This window comes from Methyloversatilis sp., from assembly GCF_051861465.1.
Lineage (GTDB): Bacteria > Pseudomonadota > Gammaproteobacteria > Burkholderiales > Rhodocyclaceae > Methyloversatilis.
Map to the genome: position 1 here is coordinate 13880 of NZ_JBHYCQ010000001.1, position 20815 is coordinate 34694.

Below are 20815 nucleotides of genomic sequence, written 5' to 3' on the forward strand. Positions count from 1 at the left end.
TGGCCGCATAATTTTACGGAGTCATCATGCGTCATCGTAACGGTCTCAGAAAACTCAACCGCACCAGCTCGCATCGTGAAGCGATGTTTCGCAATATGGCGGTGTCGCTGCTTCGTCACGAAGCGATCAAGACTACCGTACCGAAAGCCAAGGAACTGCGTCGCGTCGTTGAGCCGCTGATCAATCTTGGCAAGACGCCCAATCTGTCGAACCGGCGCCTCGCTTTTTCGCGCCTGCGTGATCGTGAAGTCGTGTGCAAGATTTTTGACGTGTTCGGTCCGCGTTATGCAACCCGCAACGGTGGCTACCTCAGCATACTTAAGATGGGGTTCCGCCAGGGCGACAACGCGCCGATGGCGTTCGTGCAATTGATGGATCGCCCGGAGGTCAGCGACGAGGTGGTTGAAGTCGCCGAGTAAGTTGCTTCTGCTGCAATAAAAAAGCCTCGCTGTGCGAGGCTTTTTTATTTTGGTTGCGCACCCACCGTTGTAATGCGAATCAAGCGGAGACTGCGTTCGGGGCGTTCCGCGAAAGCGGTGCAGGCTGATCGATCCGTTGCTCCAGGGCTTCTCGGAACACTTCGCCCAGCATGACCAGTACCGCGCCGTCCGGGGCGCCGTTCGTCCCGAGTAGTTCCGACACCGGTCGCGCCGCAAGGCTGGACAAGGTGGTCAAGCATTCACGTGACGACTGAAGACTGGCGTTCTCGATGATGGCCACAGGCGTGTCTGAAGCTCGCCCACAAGACAGCAGTTCATGCGCAATGGCCATGGAGTCGTGCGATGCCATGTAGAGCGCCAGCGTCGGCACCTCGGCATTCGCCCGCACAGCCTGCGAGGGACTTTCGCCTGCGCCAGCGCGCGGAGTCAGCAAGGCGACGGCGCGTGACAGGCCTCGCCGCGTCATGGAAACCCGCAACTGGGCGCAGGCGGCACTCGCTGCAGTGATGCCGGGCACCACTTCGTAGTCGATGCCGGCTTCCGCGAGGGCATCCATCTCTTCCTGTGCGCGGCCGAACAGCATCGGATCGCCGCCCTTCAGGCGAACCACTACGGCATGCGTGCGAGCGGCATGTATCAGTTGCTGGTTGATGAATCGCTGTGCGGTCGAATGCCGTCCGCAGCGTTTTCCAACTGAAATACGTTTTGCCCGGCTTGCGAGCGCCAGCACATCCTCACCGATGAGCGCGTCGTGCAGAACGACATCCGCCTCGGCAAGCAGCGTTGCGGCACGCAGCGTCAGCAGATCCACCGCACCGGGGCCTGCACCGACCAGCCACACCTTGCCGGCCCGTCGTGAGTCAGTCGCCTTTGACATGCAGACCGCACTCCTTGCTTTCCGGGTTCTCCCACCACCAGCGACCCGCGCGGATGTCCTCGCCGGGCGAAATCGCACGCGTACAGGGTTGGCAGCCAATGCTGGGGAAGAACTGTTCGTGCAGCGCGTTGTACGGGACGCCCTCGGTCTGGATGTATACCCACACCTCGCGCTCGCTCCAGTCGGAAAGCGGATTGAATTTCTCGATACCGTGCGCCTCGTCAAATTCGCGCAGCGGAAGGTCGGTGCGCGTGGTCGACTGCTGCGCCCGCATGCCGGTAATCCACGCACGCTTGCCGGCCAACGCACGCTTCAGTGGCTCGACCTTGCGCATGCCGCAACAGGCTTTGCGCAGTTCGACCGAGTCGTAGAAGGCATTGATGCCGTGCTTGCGTACGTACTCCTCCACCGCGTCATGGCGTGGAAACCAGGTGACCGGGTGCGCGCCATAGTGCTTCTCGGCCCTCGCCATCAGGTCGTAGGTTTCGGCAGGCAGCCGGCCCGTATCGAGTGTAAAGATTTCAATGTTGATGTCGTGCCTCTGAATGAGGTCGGTCAGCAGCATGTCTTCGGCGCCCATGCTGCTCGCGAAGCCGATCGGCTGAAACTCGGCGGCGGCACGCCGCAGCCGGTCAATCGCTGCCGTTGTCTTTTCGGCCACCTTCACGCGCAGCGCATCGGTCACGTTCGGGTGGATCATCGGATTACTCATGCGCCAGCTCCCGGTGCTGCACGCCGTCGAAATACCGGTGGCTGGCCGTCGGTCGAGGTCTGGTACGGCGTCGTGAAGTCCTTCAGTGCGCCGATGCAGCGCTCCGCCTTCTGATCGGCGCGCAACAGGTAGGCGTCAAAGCCGCATCGATGGAAGAAAAACATCTGGTCGCGCAGCACGTCGCCGAGCGCCCGCAACTCGTTCCGGTAGCCAAATCGGGTGCGCAGGATGAAGGCGATCGAGTAACCGCGGCCGTCAATGAACTTCGGGAAGTTCACGCCAATCAACGGCAGTCTGTTCAAGTTCCCGCCCAGACTTTCTGCCAGCTCGGCAGGTTCTTCGTGGCTGTCCAGCCAGACGCCGATCTCGCCGTTGTCGGCGCGTGTGGCCAGTTCGTCGCGGCGGCGGAGCCACACCGACAGCGGCAGCAGTACCTCTCCCGCCGGAATATCGCAGGCGGAAATCACGTCGTCCGACGCCGCCGGCTCACCGGTGAGCTTGAACAGCACCACCTTGCCGGCCGACTTGCGCACGGGTTCATGCGATTCAGGCAGCCGCACCCAGGTCCAGTCGTCGGCCACCACTTCGGTGCCGCGGATCAGTTCAGCCATGAGTCACCTCGGTCTTCTTCGTGGATTCGCCATAGACGCGTGCCTTGAATGGCGCCATGCCTATTCGCCGTACGGTATCGATGAAGCGTTCTTCCGGGGTGCGGTGTTCGACGTAGGTGTCGACCAGCTTCGTGACGACGCCCGGCACTTCTTCGGCCGCGAACGACGGGCCGATGACGTCGCCGAGCGAGGTCTGGTTGCCTTGCGAGCCGCCGATCGAAACCTGATACCACTCGGACCCGGTCTTGTCGACGCCGAGTATGCCGATGTGACCGACATGGTGATGGCCGCAGGAATTCATGCAGCCGGAAATGTTCAATTCCAGATCGCCGACGTCGTACAGGTAGTCGAGATTCTCGAACGCCTCCTGGATCGCCTGCGCGATCGGGATCGACTTCGCGTTGGCCAGCGAGCAGAAGTCGCCGCCCGGGCAGCAGATGATGTCCGTCAGCAGCCCGATGTTCGGCGTCGCGAGTCCGTGCGCGCGGGCGCCCAGCCACAGTTCGTGCAGGTCAGCCAGCGCGACGTCGGCCAGCACCACATTCTGTTCGTGCGATACGCGCAGCTCGCCGAAGCTGTAGCGGTCCGCCAGATCGGCCAGTGCGTCCATCTGCTCACAGGAGATGTCACCCGGCGCGACACCGGTCGGTTTCAGCGACAGCGTCACCGCGCGGTAGCCCGGTCGCTTGTGGCCGCGTACGCAGCGGGACACCCAGCGGGCGAAAGCGGGATCGGACGCGCGCTTCGCATCGAAGCCTGCGTCGGTTGCCGGGCGAACCGGTGCGTCAGGATCGGTGAATGCGGCGCGCGCGCGGTCGAGTTCGGCCTGCGTTACGGTGGCGATGCCGTCACGTTCCAACTGCCACTCCTCCTCGACCTGTCGGGCGAATGTCTCGGCGCCGATGGCCTTCACCAGGATCTTGATGCGCGCCTTGTAGGCGTTGTCGCGACGACCATAGCGGTTGTACACGCGCAGCACGGCGTCGAGATAGGTCGGCAGGTGTTGCCAGGGCAGCGCGTCATGGATGACGCTGCCCAGTATCGGCGTGCGACCCATGCCACCACCTACGATGACGCGGGTCAGCACCTCGCCCTTTTCGTCGCGGTACAGCTGCAGACCAACGTCGTGCGCGTAAGTCACGGCTCGGTCTTCCAGTGTGCCGCTGACCGCGATCTTGAACTTGCGCGGCAGGAAGGCGAACTCCGGGTGGAAGGTCGACCACTGGCGCAGCACCTCGCAGTATGGACGCGGGTCGACGATCTCATCCTGCGCAACGCCTGCGAACGGGTCGGTCGTGATGTTGCGGATGCAGTTGCCCGAGGTCTGGATGGCGTGCATCTCCACCGTGGCGAGTTCTGCGAGGATGTCGCCGGTGTCTTCCAGCTTCGGCCAGTTGAACTGCATGTTCTGGCGGGTCGAGAAGTGGCCGTAGCCCCGGTCGTAGCGGCGACCGATGTCCGACAGTTTGCGCAACTGGGTACTCGACAGCATGCCGTACGGAATGGCGACGCGCAGCATCGGCGCGTGCCGCTGGATGTACAGGCCATTCTGCAGGCGAAGTGGCCGGAACTCGTCGTCCGACAGTTCGCCGGCGAGGTTGCGTTGCAACTGGTCCCGGTACTGCGCGACACGCTCGAGCACCAGCGTATGGTCGTATTCGTCGTAGCGATACATGGATGCGATCTTCCGTCCGTCGGCGCCCGCCGGCAGGCCGGGTCACCATGTCAATGATTCAGCCTAGAAGGTTCAGGCTCAGCTTGCCGCCAATGCCGAACAGCATGGTCGCCAGCAGCGGTCGAAGAAAACGCTCCGGCAGGCGCGCCGCGACCTGGCTGCCGATCGCGATGCCGGGTAGCGAACCGATGAGCAGCGCGCCCAGCAGCGCCCAATCGACGTTACCGAGCCACCAGTGGCCGAGACCGGCCACCAGCGTGAGCGGCACGGCGTGGGCGATATCGCTGCCGACAATGCGCACCGCCGACAGTCGCGGGTAGAGGAACACCAGCGCTGCCGTCCCCAATGCGCCGGCACCGACCGAAGAGATCGTGACGAGTACGCCGAGTATGGCCCCCGTCCCCACTGTCAGCGGGCGCAGATTGCGCTCACGCCATTCGCGGATGCCCGGCCGTTCGGCCACCGCCTGCAGCCGCTTGCGGAACAGCAACGCGCAGGCGGTCAACACCAGCGCAATCCCTAGCGTACCGCTGATGATCGACGCACTGCCATACGCTGACCGGGAATGCGTCGATAACCACCACAGTGTCAATGCCGCTGCCGGCACGCTGCCAGCACCCAGACCGGTCACGATGCGCCAGTCGAGGGTCTGGTTGCGTCCATGTACCAACGCACCTCCGGCCTTGGTCAGCGCCGCATACAGCAGGTCGGTACCGACGGCTACCGCAGGGTGGATGCCGAACAGCAACACCAGTAGCGGCGTCATCAGCGATCCGCCGCCCACACCGGTAAGTCCGACGACGGCGCCGACGAAGAAACCGGCGATGGGATAGCCGAACTCCATACTTATATATGGTTAGAAGCACGCGGAAAGCACGCAGCTTAGAGGGACGACAAGATAATCGGAAATGCTTTGAAGTAAGATTCAAATCACTTCCAGTGCTAAAGGCCTGCCATGAACCTGCAACAGCTGCGTTATGTCGCCGAAGTGGCCCAGCGCAACCTGAATGTGTCTGAGGCAGCGCGGGCGCTGCACACCTCGCAGTCCGGCGTGTCGCGGCAGATCAGCCTGCTGGAATCCGAACTGGGCGTCGATGTGTTCATCCGGCAGGGCAAGCGACTGGTTGCCATGACGCGCCCGGGCGAAGAAGTGGTGGCGATCGCGCGGCGCATGCTGCGCGACATGGGGGCGCTCAGGCAGGTGGGCGAAGAGTACGCAGTCGGCGAACGCGGCCGGCTGACCATCGCCATGACCCACACCCAGGCCCGCTACGTGCTGCCGCGCATCCTGCCCGAGTTCATGCGTGCCCATCCTGAGGTGAAGGTTGCGCTGCATCAGGGCAATCCGACGCAGTGCTGCGAATATGTGCTGTCCGGCGAGGCGGATCTGGCGATTGCAACCGAAGCGATCGACGAATACGACCAGCTGGTCAGCCTGCCCTGCTACCAATGGAACCGCTGCCTGATCACACCGCCAGGCCATCCGCTGCTCGATGAAACGCCGCTGACGCTGGCGGCCATCGCCGAGTGGCCACTGATCACCTACGACTTCGCCTTCACCGGTGGTTCGACGGTCAATCGCGCCTTCGCGGCGCAGTCGCTGTCGCCCAACATCACGCTGAGCGCCATCGATGCTGACATCATCAAGACCTATGTATCGCTCGGTCTGGGCGTCGGCATTGTTGCGCAGATGGCGTTCGACCCGGAGCAGGACCGCACCTTGCGTGCAATCGACTGTGCCCATCTGTTCGAGCCGAGCACCACGCGCATCGGCCTGCACCGCAATGCATGGCTGCGCGGCTACACCTACGACTTCATCGAGCAGTTTGCGTCCGCGCTGAGCCGTGAAGTGGTCGATCAGGCGCTCGGCCGCGGCTGAGCACCTTCACGAGGCGGTAACCTCGGGCGGCGACAGTGCAGGCAACGACTTTCCGGGCTTGCCGCCATGACCGAACTTCACGCAGATCCACTTCATCCGCTGGTGCTCGATGCCGACACCGGCGTTGCCGAACTTGCAGGGGTGCGTTATCTCGCCAGCCAGCCGGTACGGGCCAAGGACGGCCGCACCGTGCTCTACCTGACCGAAGCATCGCGGCCGATGCATTTGTTCAAGTTTGTCGGTCCGGCCGCCTCCAGCGGCGCGCTGCCCCACGGCACGCTGTATGTCGCCAGTCTGGGCGCCGACGGCGCATGCGAAGGTCACGGCAGATGGCTTCCTCTGGTGCTGGCGCGCCACGGTCTGTCGGTGCGCGACGGCTACGACAGCCTGCAGGCCATCCTGGCCGACCCGGCCGATGCGGCCTGCCGTGCCGGTGCGTCGAGTATCGAAGGACTGTTTGCACCCCAGGCGCGCAGCGAGGGTGGTGCGCTGCTGTTGTGTGACCGCGCGACACCGGCGCTCACTTGGCGCGAGGCGCTGGGCGATGCAGCAAGCCTGAGCTTCGGCTGGCACGGCACGGCGGCAGCGGAAAGTGTCGATACAAATCTTCACCTTCAACGCTTTGGCAGTGCCGCCGCGCGCTTGCGCGGTTAGGGCCGTTGCAGGCGGCGGCTCACCGCAGCCGCCGTGACATGGTCACGGTATCGCCAGCCGGACGACTTCTATAATCCGGAGTCGTTCCGCATTTTCGCATTCCATGACACGTCCCCTCTGGTCACTGATCGCACCCATCCTGCTTGCAGGCGTGCTGGCGTCTTCGATGGCCGTTGCGGCCGATGAAGCGAGCCGCTATTACGAAGACGCACTGGTGCGCTACGAGCGGAAGGATGACGCCGGCGCGATCATCCAGCTCAAGAATGCGCTGAAGGCGGACCCCGGCATGCTCGCAGCCCATCTGCTCATGGGGCGGGCGGGCTTGCGCAAGGGCGATTTCGCCGCCGCCGAGGTGGCGTTGCGCGAGGCGCAGCGCCGGGGCGCGTCGCGTGCCGAATACATCGTTCCGCTGGCCAATGTGTTGTTGGCGATCGGTCAGCAGAAGGAACTGCTGGAAACGCTGCAGCCGACCGACTTGCCCGTCGGCATCCGATATGAGCTGATGTTGCTGCGGGCCCGCGCCCATCAGGAGTCGAGCCAGTACGCCCAGGCGATTGTGGTCATCAATGAGGCGCGTGCGCTCAATCCGAACGCGCCGTCCGCGCTGGCACTCCATTCGCGCTTCGCGCTCGGTGCCGGACGCGCCGAAGAAGCGGCGACGCTGGCCGAGCAGGCGACCAGCCTCGGCCCCGCAGATACCGATGCCTGGACCGCGCGTGCGGCGGTTGCCTACGCGTCAGGCAAGCTGCCGGTGGCGCTTGAGAATTATGATCAGGCGCTGAAATTCGCCGCTGACAACGGCGAAGCCCTGCTCGGCAGAAGCTCGGTATTGATGGATCTCGGCCGCATGGCAGAGGCGAAGGTGTCCCTGCTGCAACTGGCGAAGGTGGACAAGACCGAACCGCGCACGGCCTACCTGCGTGCCGTGATTGCCGACCTCGAAGGTGATCGCGACGGTGCCAAGAAGCTGCTCGGCGAAGTCGTCAATCTGATCGATCCGCTGCCACGCGGTGCCCTGACCAGTCGCTCGCATCTCGCCCTGATTGCAGGTCTGGCGCACCTGAGCCTTGGCGGTCCCGCCAAGGCGAAAGAATATTTCGAACTGCACGTGCGGTTCTTCCCGTCGCAGCCAGCCGCACGAAAGCCCCTTGCCTCGCTGCAGATTGCGGGCGGCGATCCGGCGTCGGGCATCGTCACGCTCGAGCCGTTGATGCGCAGCGGCACCCGTGATCCCGAAGTGCTGTCGCTGATGGCCACCGCGTACGGCAAGCTCAAGCGGCATGAGCGCGCCAGCGAGTTGCTCGAGCACGCGGCCAAGTTGGGCAAATCGCCGGAGATACAGACTTCGCTCGGCCTCAGCCTGCTCGGGTCAAAGCAGACACAGGAGGGCCTGGCGCAGTTGCGCGAGGTGGTCAAGCAGGACCCCGGTCAGGGTCGGGCCAGCATGGCACTTGCACTCACCGCATTGCGCGAGCAGCAACCGCGTCGCGCAGCGGAACTGATGGAAGAGGTGATCAAGCGCGAACCGGACAATCTTCCAGCGCTCAATGTGCTGGGCGTCGCGCGTGCCGCAGCGGGCGATTTCGCGGCCGCACGCAAGGCCTACGACAAGGCGCTGTCGAAGGACAGGAATTTCGACAGCGTCAAGCTCAATCTGGTCAAGCTGGACCTCGCGGAAGGCAAGCCGTCCGAGGCGCGAAACCGGCTCCAAGCGCTGCTCAAGGACAAGCCGGATCAGCCCTCGGCGCTTTTCGAACTTGCGCAGCTCGATCTGCGCGAGAAGCGGATTGCCGAGGCGCTGCGCGGACTGGAAACCCTGCGCGACAAGCATCGCAGGCACGTCGACGGACAGATTGCGCTGATCGACCTTTACCTGCAGACCGGCGCGCTGGACAAGGCGCTTGAAGTGGCCAAGGACAGCAGTCCGAGTCAACCGGGTTACCTCGCCGTGCAGGCGGCGCTCGTCCGGGTTCAGCTCGCGCGCAGCGATGCAGCCGGCGCCCGCGCGACGCTGACGTCGATGACGCGTGCGGCCGATTTCGATGCCGTGGCGCAATACCGGATCGCACGGCTGCAAATGCAGGCAGGCAATCCTTCCGGCGCCGCCTACAGCCTTGAAAAGGCATTGCAGGGCGCGCCGGACTTCGTGCCGGCCAAGGTCATGCAAGGTGAACTTCTGCTTGGGGAAGGCGCAGTGGACAAGGCCGATGTGCTGGCACAACAGCTGCTCAGAAGCGCCGCGCCGCCTCCGGAAGCATTCAAGCTGGCGGGAGATGTCGCATTCGGACGCAGCAATTGGTCGGAAGCGATCGGCCACTACAGCGTCGCGCTGTCACGCGGCGCCGGGGTGGATGTCGCCGGGCGTCTTTACGAAACGCACAAGCGGGCGGGCAACGCGGCGCAGGCAAAGGCGTCAGTCGAAGCGCTGGTCAAATCGCGACCCCGCGACGTGGCGATGAAGCTTCTGCTGTCGCAGGCACAAACGGAAGCGGGTCAGTTGCGCGAAGCCAAGGCGACGCTCGAAGCCGTTCTGAAAGCCGGAGAGTCGGCGCCGGTGTTGAACAATCTCGCCAACCTGCAGTGGCAGCTCAAGGACCCGGCCGCGCAGCAGACCGCCGAGCGGGCCTTCAAGCTGGCGCCGGGCGACGCCTTGATCCTGGATACCCTCGGTTGGATCCTGGTGCAGAAGTCGCAACTCGATGCGGGATTGCGTCATCTACGCGAGGCGCGGCTGCGTGACCCGGCCAATCCGGAAATCCGCTACCACCTCGCCTGGGCCCTGGCCAAATCGGGACGAAAGGGTGAAGCGCTTCAGGAACTGGAGGCTGCGCTGCAATCGGGCAGATCGTTTCCGGGCATCGACAGCGCGCGTGCGCTCAGGGCCGAACTGGGCACCTCCTGAGCCTTGTCGGATATCTTTACAACACACATTTTTGCAGTTATCAAGTAATTGATTTTGTTTGATATTTAAAACTGGCCTTAATTTTGCTAAGAAGTTGCTGACAGTCAGTCTAGTCAATGACTTCCAAGGATCAAATGATGAAAAAGAAAAGCCTGAAAATCCTGAGTGCCGCTCTGCTGATCGGTTTGAGCGGTGCCGCATCGGCTGCGTCGACGAGCTGGTCATTCACTTCCAATGCAACGTCGTCGACCAGCGCAGCTGGCTTTGCTTCGCAGGTCGCCGAGTTTTCGTCGATGACCTACACCAACGGTGCGGGCAATTCGGTCACGATGAATGCGTTCGCGAACACCGCGACCAACGCGAAGATCGAAGCTGCTTACCTGAACTATCAAGGTTCGAGCGGTCTGGGTGTGACAAGTCGTGACAGCAGCACGAACGACGAGGTGGTGAACGGCTATCTGAACAACCCTCAGCACTCGTTCGACAATCAGGGTGCAGTTGAATCCATCCTGTTCTCCTTCTCGTCTGCGTTCACGATGGAACAGCTCGATTTCGGATGGACGACCAACGATTCCGATATTCAGCTCTACGCCTACACCAGTCAGAATGCATTCACCACCGGCACGATCCTGACGAAGGACTATTCGACGCTGACCGGCTGGACCAAGATCGGTGATTTCACCGGCCCGACCGATCCGCGCCTGACGACCAACAGCACCTACTCGCGCTACTGGCTCGTCACGCCGGGGCCGGCATCGGACAAGCTCGACTACGTGAAGCTTGCCGGCATCACTGGCTCGTACAAGCCGACGACTCCGCCGCCGTCGACCGGCGTGCCTGAGCCGGAATCGCTCGCGCTGGTGGGCGTGGCACTCGCCGGCATGCTCCTGACCCGTCGCCGCAAACAGACGTGATCGGTTGAGGCAACAAAAAAAACCGCGCAACGCGCGGTTTTTTTTCGTCCATCGCCGGCGCCAGCGGAGGGCGATGTTGTCAGGTTCCTTCTTCTTCCTGCGCCTGCAACGCCCACATTTGCGCATAGGCGCCGTCAAGTGCCAGCAGTTCCGCGTGCGAGCCGCGCTCCACGATTCGGCCGGCGTCCATCACCAGGATCTGGTCGGCATCCATGATCGTGGACAGCCGGTGCGCGATGATCAATGTGGTGTGACCCCGCGCGACCTGCTCGAGCTGTGACTGGATGGCCTGTTCGGTTTTCGAGTCGAGGGCCGACGTGGCTTCGTCGAAGATCAGTACCGGCGGATCTTTCAGCAGCGCGCGCGCGATGGCGACGCGTTGCTTCTCGCCACCGGACAACTTGAGGCCGCGCTCGCCCACCTTCGTGTCGTAGCCGTCGGGCAGACGGGTGACGAAGTCATGCAGTTGCGCGGCGCGGCTGGCGGATTCGACGTCTTCGGCCGAGGCGGTGACCCGGCCGTACTGGATGTTGTAGTGAATGCTGTCGTTGAACAGCACGGTGTCCTGCGGCACGATGCCGATCGCAGTGCGCAGGCTGTCCTGCGTGAGCTTGCGGATGTCGGTGCCATTGATCGTGATGCGCCCGCCGCCGCTGTCCACGTCATAGAAGCGGTACAGCAGCCGGGCCAGGGTCGATTTGCCGGAGCCTGACTGGCCGACCACCGCCACCCGGCCGCCGGCCGGTATCGTGAAGTCGACGTCGTGCAGGATCTGGCGCGCCGGTTCGTAGCTGAAATTCACCTGCTGGAAGCGCACTTCGCAGGGACCCGGCGGCAGGGCTTTCGCGTCCGGGTCGTCGGCGATTTCACGATGGGTGTCCATCAGGCCGAACATGCGTTCGATATCGGTCAGCGATTGCCGGATTTCGCGGTACAGCACGCCGAGGAAATTCAGCGGGATGTAGAGCTGGATCATGAAGGCATTCACCAGCACGATGTCGCCCAGCGTCATGCGCCCTTCGGCCACGCCGACCGTGGCGCGCCACATCATCAGCGTGACGCCGATGGCGATGATGAAGGCCTGGCCGATGTTCAGGTAGGACAGCGAAATCTGGCTGCGTTCCTGTGCGCGCTGCCAGCGCGCCATCTGTTCATCGTAGCGGCGCGCTTCGAAGCCTTCGTTGTTGAAATACTTCACCGTTTCATAGTTCAGCAGGCTGTCGATGGCACGTGTGTTGGCCGCCGAATCCAGTTCGTTCACTTCGCGCCGCAGCTTGGTGCGCCAATTGGTCACGACCACGGTGAACGTGATGTAGATCGCCAGCGTGATCGCGGTGATCAATGCGAACGCCGCTTCGTACTTCACCGCGAGGATGCTCAGCACGAGGCCCATCTCCACCAGCGTCGGCAGGATGGAATACAACGTGTAGCTGATCAGCGAGCCAATGGCGCGGGTGCCGCGCTCGATGTCGCGCGTCAGCCCGCCAGTCTGGCGTTCGAGGTGAAAGCGCAACGAAAGGGCATGCAGATGCTGGAATACCTGCATCGAAATGCGCCGCACCGCCTGTTGCGTCACGCGTGAAAACACGATTTCGCGCAGTTCGGTCAGCAGCGAAGTGGAAAAGCGCAGTGCGCCGTAGGCGGCCAGCAGACCGAGCGGCACCAGCAGCGGCGCGGCTTCGAGTGCGCTCTTCTGCATCGCGGCGGCCGGCGTCAGCGCGTCGATCAGCTGCTTGAATATCAGCGGCACCGTCACGTTCGCGCCTTTGGCGCCGATCAGGAAGGTGAGCGCGATCAGTACGCGCCACTTGTAGGCCCAGAGGTAGGGAAAAAGACTTTTCAGGGTATCCAGATCCCGGCGGCGGGTGCCGGGTGGGGCTTCGGGCGCGGGCAGGGGCGCGGCAGCGGAATGTCTCATCGCGCAATTGTAAGGTACGGAGCAGGCGCCATCCGGGCTGTCGGCACCGGATTCGCGGGCATGGCCTAAACGTAGAGCAGCAGCGCCGACATGCCGATTGCAACCAGTACCGCACTCCACAGGCGCCGCCGATCAACTGCCGACCACTTTGCAGCCGGTTCGTTTTCCGGTTCAGGCGCCAGACGCCGTGTGGCAGCCTTCAACGCCGCCTCCACCACCTCGCGCGACACGCCGACCGTGGCGGCGAGCCGATCCGGATCATCGATGGCAGCGGATCGTGCCGCCAGGCGGATGGTGGCTTCGGTGGAGTCGAAATCCCGTGCCAGTCCGCGCGAGACCGTCGCGGCTCCAGGCGCGGTCGAGGCACCGGTGACGGCACCGCTCGTACCGGGCACCGACCGGACCCGCGCCGGCAGATTGAAATCGTCGTTGGACGCAGATTGCAGGCGGCAGGCGCGCAGGTCGGCCGCCATTTCGGCGGCATTCTGGTAACGCGCATCCGGTGACTTGGCGAGTGCCCTCGCCACGATGAGATCGACCAGCGCAGGCAGCGCCGGATTCAGCAAGCCCGGTGGCGCCGGCGTGTGGTGAATGACCTGATACATCACGGACTGCACATCGCTGCCGCTGAAGGGGGAGCGACCGGTCATCATTTCGTACAGGATGACGCCGAGGGCGAACAGGTCGACCCGCGCATCTGCTGCGCGGCCCAGTACCTGTTCCGGCGACAGGTAGCGCGGCGACCCGAGCAGCAGGCCGGTCTGGGTGCGTGCATCGGTGCCGTGCAGACGCGCGATGCCGAAATCGGTGATCTTCACGCGCCCGTCAGCCATCACCATGATGTTGCCCGGCTTCACGTCGCGGTGAATGACGCCACGCTCATGCGCATAGGCAAGCCCGTCGGCGATCTGTGCCGTCAACTCGAGTGCGCGAGCGAAGCCCAGTTCGCCACGATTGATCAGATCCTTCAGTTCGCGGCCGTCGAGGTATTCCATGGCCATGTAGGCCAGCTCGCCGCAGCGACCGATGTCGTGAATGGTCACGATGTTGGAGTGATTCAGCCCGCCGGCCGCGCGCGCTTCGATCATGAAGCGCCGTTCGTAGAAGTCGATATCGTCCGGATCGAGCGCCATATTGATGGTCTTGATCGCCACCGTACGGTCGAGCAGGGGATCGAAGGCACGATAGACCACGCCCATCGCGCCACGCCCGATCTCGGCGAGCACGTCATAGCGTCCGATATTCACGGGAAGACTCATGGCAGCCGGATCAGCGCGCGTCGGCAACGCTGCGATAGACCGGACCCCACTGCGGATGTCCCGCTTCAGCCGGTGTCAATGCAAACGCCGGGTCGGCGGCAAAGGCGCGGCCGAATGACTGCCGGCAGGCGGCTTCACGCTCGCTGATGCAGTGGATGAAGGCCAGATACTTGTGTGCCCTCGCCTGACTGGTTCGGCTGCGCAGTCCCGCACCCAGACTGGACTTCAGCAGTTCGGTCGCTTCCGTGTAGCGCGCATCCTCATACTGCTTCACGCCGGCGGCCAGCAGTTCGTCTGCCGACGTTGCGCGCGCCGGAGCGGTGGCCGAAGCGGCGGCCGGGTGGGACGCTGGTTTCGGCGATGTTTTTGCCGCATCGCCCGACGGCGCCTTCGGCTGCGGTGGCTGACCGCCCGACTTCGCGACCGGCTTCGCCGCGTCCTGATCGAATACGGACACGATGCCGTCAACACCCTTCTGCACCGTGGAACAGGCGGTCAGCATCGACATCACGGCGACGAGCGCCCAGTACCGCGGCGCACGCTTACTGACGAAAATCATGTCTGATCCTGGTTTCCTTGCCGGCCCTGACTTCAACCTGCTGTTTGTGCGGCGCAAACGCCGGGTTGCGGATTTCGAGCACGTGCAGCCCGGGTGCGAGCATGATTTCACGCTCAGGCGGTGCCGCGCCGTGTTCGGCGCCGCCCAGGCTGACTTCTCCCCAGGGCAATACATTCACCCGCAGGGTGCCGCGCTGCACTGCATCTGCCGGCTCGTCGCCTTCGACATCCCGGCTGGGGCGCGGCGGTGCCGCCATCGGCGGTTGTACCACGCCTGCATGCCCGTCGTTCGCAGCCGTGTCGTCCTGCAAGGATGACGTTGCACGGATGACCACCGCGACCAGCAGGATCGCTGCCACCGTCAGCGCCGTCGCCAGTGGTGGGTGCGAAAGCCAGCCCGCCCGCGGTGGTATCGACGGCTCACCAGAGGCGAAGCCACCGTCCGGCGGGCTGTTCGGGCGGTCCGGCAGCGGCCCGTCGGGCAGGATGAACACCTCGTGTTCGCGCAGCTGCGCATCGGTGCGCACACCCGCCGGTTCGAACAACTGCCTGTACGCATTGTGCCGATTCGCCAGTGCATCGACGAAGGCACGCGATGCAAACACCCTGCCACCGCCGGCAAAGCCGGCGACGCGTTGTGCCACGCCGAGGCCGTCGCCGACCAGGTTGGGCGGCATCCCCGGTTCGCCGATCAGCATGACTGGTCCGCAATGGATACCGCTGCGCAGCGCCAGCACGGCAGTCCCCGCCGTCACGACCGCGTCGCGCACCCGGGCTGCACAGCGCAGCGCGTCGTCCGGGTCTTCGATGAACGTGAGGGCCGCGCCATCGGCGGTATCCAGCACGATGCGCGCCTCCTGACGCACACCCGCCAGCGCCGTGCCCAGAATATGGGTGAAGCGCGATCGCATCTGCGCCTGTTCGGCGACCGGCTTGTCCGGGTAGCCGATCATTTCGATCACGACGATGCTGCAGACCGCTGCGCTTGAGACTTCGTGATTCATGTCCGGAGAAACGGGGGAATATCAGGCTCTTGAAGGAAGCGCACAAAGGGTGTGCGGCCCGCCAGCGGCGGGCCGCACGTTCGCGTGCTGCGCGATGCAGGCGTCAGGCAGGGCCGGCGCAGGCACGACGGCATGTGATGGCGGGCATCCAACGGATGTTCCCCGACAGGCGCCTGAATTGCCGGATCGAAGCGGGCTCGTTGCGAGCTCTTCAACGCTGCACCGGAAAACCACCGTCTTCAAGCACGCGGCAGATGTCGTCTTCCGACACGAGCGGGCTGTGCTCGATGCTGACCGTACCGGTTTCCGGCGACACGTCGACGCTGTCTATCCCCGGGAGGTCATGGACGATGTTGACGATGTCCGCCGCACAGTCGGGACCTTCGACGCCGGATTCAATGATGACAGTGGTGTGCATGGTGAAGTCTCCAGCCAGTATCCGGTCTTGGTGAGCCCCCGGCATGCAGCGCGAACGCGCCGTGCGATCGGCGGTTCGTGGTGCAGGAGGCGCTCAGCGCGAAACAGAACTTCACGTACAAAGTTCAGGAAATTGTTCACGAAGTGTCGGTAAATCTTACACGGCACGGTGTGCGTGATTTGGGCTGAATCTCAACAGGCTGAAAAAAAAGGGTTTTTCGTTGAATAAATTGCTGGCACAGCAATTGCTGAGGTTGACTCACGAAAACCCACAGCGTCAGGAGCTTCCATGAAGTACGCCCTCAACTCAGTTGCTGCGCTCGTTGCATTGACCAGCACTGCAGCCTTCGCTGCGCCCATCACGCCGTCCTCCACAGCACTGCAAACCCTGTCGGGCGCCACATTCGGCGGTTCCGGCATCCCGAACACCGCCGTCCAGGTGCTTACGCTCGACCCGACGGTTTCGGACGTGACCCTTGGCCTGACCGCCCACCAGCGTTTCACCGGCCCGAATCTGGCCAACAACGGCACGAGTACTTTCGACGCCGCAACGGGTGTGTCCGCGAACCCGCCGTCGTCGCCCGCTGACCCCTATGCCCTGTGGAACTTCGCGTTCTATGTGGGGGGGGCCGACATCGGGAATTACCTGTTCCGCCTTTACTACGATTTCGATCCGGCCAGCGGCACGGACGAAGCGAATCACGGCGTGATCGAGTTTCTCGGGTCTGCTGTTCAAGGTGGGGTCGCTCAGGATTCGTTCAACCTGGGCATGAACTTCCTCGCCACCAGCATCCCCGGCTTCATTACTGCGCCGCTGGGTTCGTTCTCGCCGACGGTTGAAGGCGAATACACCTTCGCGCTGACTGCCACGCTGGAGCGCGTTGAAGTGGGTCGTGTGGCCATCCTGGTCGATGTCAATGCACCGCGCGATCCGGGCACGCCGATTCCGGAACCCGGCACGCTTGCGCTCGCCAGCCTTGCGCTGCTCGGCCTCGCTGGCCTGCGCCGCCGCTTCAGCTGACTGCCGTTTCTGCCCCGCTGTTCGGGGCAGACAAACAAAAAGCCCGACCCAGGTCGGGCTTTTTGTTTGTGCAGCATGCCTGTATCGCCGCGCGCCTTTTTCCATTCGCCGATGGTGCAAGATTCGTGCAGGACTGTCCGGCGCCCTACATCACGGTTGAATGCGGCTGCAGCGGATGTTCCAGCGTATCGGCGATCAGGCGCAGGGCGATGTCGCAGTCGTCGCGCGACATCGGGCCGCCCAGACACACGCGCACCGCGTCGGGTGGTGTGCCGTCGGTGCTGAAGGCCGCGCTGGCGACCACGCCGACGCCCTGTGCGCGCAGGTAGGACGCGAACTCCACCATCGACCAGTCGGACGACAGCGGCAGCCACAGGTGAAAGCCTTCCGCGTGCGCCCGCATCGCGTGGCGACCGAGATGGCGTGTGGCCAGCGACTGGCGGAACACGGATTCGCCGCGTATCGCGTCGAGCATCGCGTCGGCCGTGCCGTCGGTGATCCAGCGCGTGGCCAGCGCGTTGGTCACTGGCGAGCACATGACCGTGGTAGCACGCAGCGCGCCGGCCAGGCGTTCCGCCTGACGCGGGCCGGGCGCATGCACGAAGGCCGAGCGCAGGCCGGCGCCGAAGCACTTTGACAGGCCGGTGATGTAATAGGTGAGTGCCGGTGCCAGCGTGGCCAGCGGCGGCGGGGTGTCGCGCGGCAGCATGGCGTAGGCGTCGTCCTCGATGATCGGCACGGCGTAGCGCAGCGCAACGTCGGCCAGCGCCTCGCGCCGGGCACGCGTGATCGTCGCGGTGGTCGGGTTGAGCAAGGTCGGGTTGCAGTACAGCGCACGCGGCTTCAGCGTCCGGCACGCGTGTTCGAAGGCGTCCGCGCTGGGGCCGTCGTCGTCCAGCGGCAGCGCATGCAACTGCACGCCGAGCTGTGCAGCGATGGCCTTGATGCCCGGATAGGTCAGCGACTCGACGCAGATCAGCTCGCCCGGCCGCGCCAGCAGCGACACCAGCGCAGTCAGCGCGGCGTGGATGCCCGGGCACACCAGCACCCGTTCGACCGCGCACAGCGGCAGCCTGCGACGCAGCCACTGCACGCCGGCTGCGCGGTCGTCACGCGTGCCGCCGAAATCCTGATAGCGCAGCAGGTCGTACCAGTCGGACTGCACCATCACCTGCGCCGCACTGTCGCGCAGGCGGGCAATCAGCGCCGGGTCGTGCGGTTCGGGCGGCAGGTTCATCGTCATTTCGGCGCCGCTGCCGCCGCGCAGCGTCAGGCCGGGTGTGGCCCCGCGCACGAAGGTGCCCATGCCGGCGCGCGAATCGATCAGGCCGCGCTTGCGCGCCTCGGCATAGCCGCGCGCCACCGTCGTGTAATTCAGTTCGAGGTAGTCGGCCAGTTCGCGCAGCGTGGGCAGACGGTCGCGTGCGGCGAGCCGGCCGCTGCGCACGTCTTCCGCAATCAGGTCGGCGATCAGCAGATAGGCCGGCTTGTTGCTCGAGCGGATGCGCTTGAGCCAGATCTGCGCCGTCTTGTCCATCAGTCGGCTCGTCGGGTGAAGCGCTTGCGCGTGATCACGTCGGCGATGGAGAGGCCGTCGGCCCGGCGCACGATGCGGCAGCGATGATGAAAGCCGTCGGGCTCCGCTCCGGCATCCAGCAGTTCGACACGCACCGCTTCGCCCGGGTCGATGTTGCCGTGAAAGTACAGCGTCCGCTCGACGGTGACCGCCGGGCGCAGCCCATACCAGTCGAACTCGGCACGGTCGACCAGCGCCTGGAAGGTGGCGAAGTACAGGAAGCCGGCACCGTTGAAATCACTGTTCGGGCAGGGCGTGAAGTCGAAGCTGCGCAGGACTTCGCCCTCGTGCGCCGCAGTGCGGTGCGCCCGGCCGAGCGACTTCAGCTCGGCGGCTGCAGCCATCAGCGTGGTGGTGCCCGGCGTGAGGCCGTCGCCGTCCGGCAGCATCTGCGCCCTGGCGACGCTGCGGTTGCCGCCGCCCGGCGCGCGGCGAACCAGCGCCGACAGCAATTCGATGCGCGCCACGCGCGTGTTGCCCATGCGTACCGTCTGCGCGCTGTAATGCTGCGCGCGGCCATGCGGCACCAGCCGCGCCAGCAGCGCGAATGGCGCGTGTTCGGTCACTGCGTCGAAGTGTGCTTCAAGCAGCCGTACCGCGGTCAGCGCGGCATAGCTGCGGTGGCCGTCGATGTCGGCGAAGGCCGGTTCGTCGCGCCCCTGCGCGCGCGCGATGGCCATCCAGTGCAGGTGGGCGCATTCCTTCAGCAGCCAGTTTTCCGACAGGCCATACAGCGCCAGTTGCGGCATGCCGACCTGATAGTGCTGCAGCAGCGCCAGCGTGGCGCGCGGCTGCAAGTGGTTCGCGTCCTGCATCAGCATGTGACGGCCTCCTCCGGTTGAAGATGCCGGGACGCGAAGGCGGTCACCTTCTCGGTCAGCCAGGCGGCGTCGCGCGCTACGCCGGAAAAGCGGCCCGAGCCCCAGGTGTACAGCCAGGGCAGACCGAGGAAGTAGAGGCCCGGTTGCTGTGTCACGCCGCGCGCGTGCACCGGATCGCCGCGGCCATTGAATACCGGCGCGTCCACCCAGCGGAAATCCGGGCTGAAGCCGATGCACCAGATGACACTCGTGATGCCGCTCGACGACAGGTCGAGCGTCGTACGCTCGGTCGCGGGCGCCCACACCGGTTCGTAGACCGACGGCGGCGGTGCGTCGATGCCGGCGCCGGCGATGTATTTGTCGATCGCGGCATTGATGCCGTTGTAGATGCGGTCGGCGTGGTCGAGCGCGGCACCCAGGCCGGGCTGGAACGCAAGCGTCGTACCGTCGAGATCCTGCAGCAGGCCGTACAGTTCCATGCCTTCGAGCGCGAAGCGGCGCAGATCGATGTCGCGCCCGCCGTCGCGGCCGGTCACGTAGTGGTTGGTGTTGTCGCGCACGCCTTCGCGCAGCGGGTGCTCGGTCACCGGCATGTCGTAGTAATTCATGTCGGCCAGCCAGTCGACCACGTCGCGCCCGCGGTAGACGCGCGCGCAGCGCGGCGCATCGCCCACCGCGAGATGCACCTTGCGCCACGCCAGATGCAGGTCTTCGGCGATCTGCGCGCCGGACTGGCCGGATCCGACCACCAGCACCTCGCCTTCGGGCAGTGCGGCCGCACTGCGGTACTGCTCGGAATGCAGCTGCACGATGTCGGCCGGCAGGCGTTCCGCCAGCCGCGGCACGATGGGTTGGTGGTAGCCGCCGCTGGCGACGACCACCTGATCGGCGGTCCATTCGCCGTCCGATGTGATCACGTCGAAGCCGCCCTGCATGCGCGGGCTGACGCGGCGCACCGCCACGCCCTCGCGGATCGGCGGCGCCACCTTGCGCCGGAAGGCAGCGAGCCAGGCGTTGATTTCGTCCTTCTTCATGAAGCCGTGCGGGTCCGGACCGTCGTACACATGACCGGGCAGTGCGCACTGCCAGTTCGGCGTGACGAGGCAGAAGTTGTCCCAGCGCTGGGTGCGCCAGACATGCATCGCGCTGTGTTTTTCCAGCACCAGATGGTCGATGCCGGCCTGCTGCAGGCAGTGGCTCATCGACAGGCCGGCCTGGCCGCCGCCGACGATGATGACCGGCAGATGGGAAGCGGGGGATGGGGGCATGGCAGTGACTCCGTGGTTCACTCGTCGAAGGCGAGTACTTCGATCTGCGCATCGGGCTGCGTGGCCCAGCGCGCAGCGCGCTGTTCGATGTCGGCCAGCTGGTCCATCGCGGCCGAACAGGCGAATCCGTACTTCGCGCGCACCCGCTCGGATGCGATGTGCAGCGCCTCGCGCACCGACGCCATGAATTCCGCCAGCGGGTAGCAGGTGCCCGGCGCGAAGTAGTCCTTGATCACCAGCGAGGGCGAATAGCAGCGGGTTTCGGTCTGGTCGGGCCAGCGGACCCGGAAGTGCATGGCGGGCATGGCG

20 protein-coding genes are annotated in these 20815 nt (G+C 64.7%); 6 read left to right on the forward strand and 14 right to left on the reverse strand.

Translation table 11 applies throughout. The features are described 5' to 3' along the window. Positions 1-26 precede the first annotated feature (26 nt). A complete protein-coding gene (gene rplQ, locus ACTIFF_RS00150) occupies positions 27-419 on the forward strand; it encodes a 50S ribosomal protein L17 (RefSeq protein ID WP_439534993.1) in 393 nt (130 codons plus the stop codon). A 79-nt stretch (positions 420-498) separates the two neighbouring features. On the opposite strand, the gene cobA is transcribed toward rplQ, so the two are convergent. The 5 genes from cobA to ACTIFF_RS00175 are packed head-to-tail and all read right to left on the reverse strand — an operon-like array spanning position 499 to position 5159. After that, the gene (cobA, locus tag ACTIFF_RS00155; RefSeq protein ID WP_439534994.1) at positions 499-1317 is read right to left on the reverse strand and encodes a uroporphyrinogen-III C-methyltransferase; all 819 of its coding nucleotides are present in this window, start codon (positions 1315-1317) and stop codon (positions 499-501) included. Then, positions 1301-2029, reverse strand: a complete 729-nt coding sequence (locus tag ACTIFF_RS00160) for a phosphoadenylyl-sulfate reductase (RefSeq protein ID WP_439534995.1) — start codon at positions 2027-2029, stop codon at positions 1301-1303. The genes cobA and ACTIFF_RS00160 overlap by 17 nt, the downstream gene beginning before the upstream one ends. Further along, positions 2026-2640 carry a DUF934 domain-containing protein gene (locus ACTIFF_RS00165; RefSeq protein WP_439534996.1) on the reverse strand — a complete coding sequence of 205 codons (615 nt, stop codon included), beginning with the start codon at positions 2638-2640 and terminating at the stop codon, positions 2026-2028. Before ACTIFF_RS00165 ends, ACTIFF_RS00160 begins: the two co-directional genes overlap by 4 nt. Continuing rightward, on the reverse strand, positions 2633-4315 hold the full coding sequence (locus ACTIFF_RS00170) for a nitrite/sulfite reductase (protein ID WP_439534997.1): 1683 nt from the start codon (positions 4313-4315) through the stop codon (positions 2633-2635). Before ACTIFF_RS00170 ends, ACTIFF_RS00165 begins: the two co-directional genes overlap by 8 nt. A 58-nt stretch (positions 4316-4373) precedes the next feature. After that, complete coding sequence (locus tag ACTIFF_RS00175) at positions 4374-5159, reverse strand: sulfite exporter TauE/SafE family protein (protein ID WP_439534998.1); 786 nt, start codon at positions 5157-5159, stop codon at positions 4374-4376. A 111-nt stretch (positions 5160-5270) separates the two neighbouring features. Between ACTIFF_RS00175 and ACTIFF_RS00180 the strand changes: the two genes are divergently transcribed. The 4 genes from ACTIFF_RS00180 (at position 5271) to xdp1 (ending at position 10664) form a co-directional block, all read left to right on the forward strand. Further along, positions 5271-6194: a CysB family HTH-type transcriptional regulator gene (locus ACTIFF_RS00180; RefSeq protein ID WP_439534999.1), complete on the forward strand. Its 924-nt coding sequence runs from the start codon at positions 5271-5273 to the stop codon at positions 6192-6194. Positions 6195-6260: 66 nt separating this feature from the next. After that, complete coding sequence (locus tag ACTIFF_RS00185; RefSeq protein WP_439535000.1) at positions 6261-6848, forward strand: alkaline phosphatase PhoX; 588 nt, start codon at positions 6261-6263, stop codon at positions 6846-6848. A gap of 103 nt (positions 6849-6951) precedes the next feature. Next, positions 6952-9750, forward strand: a complete 2799-nt coding sequence (gene prsT, locus ACTIFF_RS00190) for an XrtA/PEP-CTERM system TPR-repeat protein PrsT (protein WP_439535001.1) — start codon at positions 6952-6954, stop codon at positions 9748-9750. A 137-nt stretch (positions 9751-9887) separates the two neighbouring features. Beyond that, the gene (gene xdp1, locus ACTIFF_RS00195) at positions 9888-10664 is read left to right on the forward strand and encodes an exosortase-dependent surface protein XDP1 (RefSeq protein WP_439535002.1); all 777 of its coding nucleotides are present in this window, start codon (positions 9888-9890) and stop codon (positions 10662-10664) included. Positions 10665-10743: 79 nt separating this feature from the next. Here the strand turns inward: xdp1 and ACTIFF_RS00200 are convergent, their stop codons facing one another. From ACTIFF_RS00200 to ACTIFF_RS00220, 5 genes are all read right to left on the reverse strand, one after another. Further along, positions 10744-12582 (reverse strand): ABCB family ABC transporter ATP-binding protein/permease, encoded by a 1839-nt coding sequence (locus ACTIFF_RS00200; protein ID WP_439535003.1) that lies wholly within the window; start codon positions 12580-12582, stop codon positions 10744-10746. A 65-nt stretch (positions 12583-12647) separates the two neighbouring features. Then, positions 12648-13841 carry a serine/threonine-protein kinase gene (locus tag ACTIFF_RS00205; protein WP_439535004.1) on the reverse strand — a complete coding sequence of 398 codons (1194 nt, stop codon included), beginning with the start codon at positions 13839-13841 and terminating at the stop codon, positions 12648-12650. A gap of 10 nt (positions 13842-13851) precedes the next feature. After that, positions 13852-14400 (reverse strand): TssQ family T6SS-associated lipoprotein, encoded by a 549-nt coding sequence (locus ACTIFF_RS00210; protein WP_439535005.1) that lies wholly within the window; start codon positions 14398-14400, stop codon positions 13852-13854. Next, positions 14384-15403 (reverse strand): PEGA domain-containing protein, encoded by a 1020-nt coding sequence (locus ACTIFF_RS00215; protein ID WP_439535006.1) that lies wholly within the window; start codon positions 15401-15403, stop codon positions 14384-14386. The genes ACTIFF_RS00210 and ACTIFF_RS00215 overlap by 17 nt, the downstream gene beginning before the upstream one ends. A gap of 211 nt (positions 15404-15614) precedes the next feature. Next, positions 15615-15821 (reverse strand): heavy-metal-associated domain-containing protein, encoded by a 207-nt coding sequence (locus ACTIFF_RS00220; RefSeq protein ID WP_439535007.1) that lies wholly within the window; start codon positions 15819-15821, stop codon positions 15615-15617. A gap of 288 nt (positions 15822-16109) precedes the next feature. Between ACTIFF_RS00220 and ACTIFF_RS00225 the strand changes: the two genes are divergently transcribed. Then, positions 16110-16841, forward strand: coding sequence for a PEP-CTERM sorting domain-containing protein (locus tag ACTIFF_RS00225; protein WP_439535008.1), 732 nt, complete (start codon positions 16110-16112; stop codon positions 16839-16841). Between the two features lie 145 nt (positions 16842-16986). On the opposite strand, the gene ACTIFF_RS00230 is transcribed toward ACTIFF_RS00225, so the two are convergent. Genes ACTIFF_RS00230 through ACTIFF_RS00245 form a run of 4 tightly spaced genes read right to left on the reverse strand, consistent with a single transcriptional unit; the run spans position 16987 to position 20811 of the window. Beyond that, entirely contained in the window at positions 16987-18378 is a 1392-nt protein-coding gene (locus ACTIFF_RS00230; protein ID WP_439535009.1) for a PLP-dependent aminotransferase family protein, read from the reverse strand. Further along, positions 18378-19238, reverse strand: a complete 861-nt coding sequence (locus ACTIFF_RS00235; protein WP_439535010.1) for a Pnap_2097 family protein — start codon at positions 19236-19238, stop codon at positions 18378-18380. The genes ACTIFF_RS00230 and ACTIFF_RS00235 overlap by 1 nt, the downstream gene beginning before the upstream one ends. Then, entirely contained in the window at positions 19232-20506 is a 1275-nt protein-coding gene (locus ACTIFF_RS00240; protein WP_439535011.1) for an MSMEG_0569 family flavin-dependent oxidoreductase, read from the reverse strand. The genes ACTIFF_RS00235 and ACTIFF_RS00240 overlap by 7 nt, the downstream gene beginning before the upstream one ends. Positions 20507-20523: 17 nt before the next feature. Then, positions 20524-20811, reverse strand: a complete 288-nt coding sequence (locus ACTIFF_RS00245; RefSeq protein WP_306475549.1) for an MSMEG_0570 family nitrogen starvation response protein — start codon at positions 20809-20811, stop codon at positions 20524-20526. Positions 20812-20815 lie beyond the last annotated feature (4 nt).

Coding starts and splice junctions, on each gene's coding strand:
- rplQ (WP_439534993.1), top strand. CDS start 27: ATGCGTCATCGTAACGGTCTCAGAAAACTCAACCGCACCAGCTCGCAT.
- cobA (WP_439534994.1), bottom strand. CDS start 1,317: ATGTCAAAGGCGACTGACTCACGACGGGCCGGCAAGGTGTGGCTGGTC.
- ACTIFF_RS00160 (WP_439534995.1), bottom strand. CDS start 2,029: ATGAGTAATCCGATGATCCACCCGAACGTGACCGATGCGCTGCGCGTG.
- ACTIFF_RS00165 (WP_439534996.1), bottom strand. CDS start 2,640: ATGGCTGAACTGATCCGCGGCACCGAAGTGGTGGCCGACGACTGGACC.
- ACTIFF_RS00170 (WP_439534997.1), bottom strand. CDS start 4,315: ATGTATCGCTACGACGAATACGACCATACGCTGGTGCTCGAGCGTGTC.
- ACTIFF_RS00175 (WP_439534998.1), bottom strand. CDS start 5,159: ATGGAGTTCGGCTATCCCATCGCCGGTTTCTTCGTCGGCGCCGTCGTC.
- ACTIFF_RS00180 (WP_439534999.1), top strand. CDS start 5,271: ATGAACCTGCAACAGCTGCGTTATGTCGCCGAAGTGGCCCAGCGCAAC.
- ACTIFF_RS00185 (WP_439535000.1), top strand. CDS start 6,261: ATGACCGAACTTCACGCAGATCCACTTCATCCGCTGGTGCTCGATGCC.
- prsT (WP_439535001.1), top strand. CDS start 6,952: ATGACACGTCCCCTCTGGTCACTGATCGCACCCATCCTGCTTGCAGGC.
- xdp1 (WP_439535002.1), top strand. CDS start 9,888: ATGAAAAAGAAAAGCCTGAAAATCCTGAGTGCCGCTCTGCTGATCGGT.
- ACTIFF_RS00200 (WP_439535003.1), bottom strand. CDS start 12,582: ATGAGACATTCCGCTGCCGCGCCCCTGCCCGCGCCCGAAGCCCCACCC.
- ACTIFF_RS00205 (WP_439535004.1), bottom strand. CDS start 13,841: ATGAGTCTTCCCGTGAATATCGGACGCTATGACGTGCTCGCCGAGATC.
- ACTIFF_RS00210 (WP_439535005.1), bottom strand. CDS start 14,400: ATGATTTTCGTCAGTAAGCGTGCGCCGCGGTACTGGGCGCTCGTCGCC.
- ACTIFF_RS00215 (WP_439535006.1), bottom strand. CDS start 15,403: ATGAATCACGAAGTCTCAAGCGCAGCGGTCTGCAGCATCGTCGTGATC.
- ACTIFF_RS00220 (WP_439535007.1), bottom strand. CDS start 15,821: ATGCACACCACTGTCATCATTGAATCCGGCGTCGAAGGTCCCGACTGT.
- ACTIFF_RS00225 (WP_439535008.1), top strand. CDS start 16,110: ATGAAGTACGCCCTCAACTCAGTTGCTGCGCTCGTTGCATTGACCAGC.
- ACTIFF_RS00230 (WP_439535009.1), bottom strand. CDS start 18,378: ATGGACAAGACGGCGCAGATCTGGCTCAAGCGCATCCGCTCGAGCAAC.
- ACTIFF_RS00235 (WP_439535010.1), bottom strand. CDS start 19,238: ATGCTGATGCAGGACGCGAACCACTTGCAGCCGCGCGCCACGCTGGCG.
- ACTIFF_RS00240 (WP_439535011.1), bottom strand. CDS start 20,506: ATGCCCCCATCCCCCGCTTCCCATCTGCCGGTCATCATCGTCGGCGGC.
- ACTIFF_RS00245 (WP_306475549.1), bottom strand. CDS start 20,811: ATGCCCGCCATGCACTTCCGGGTCCGCTGGCCCGACCAGACCGAAACC.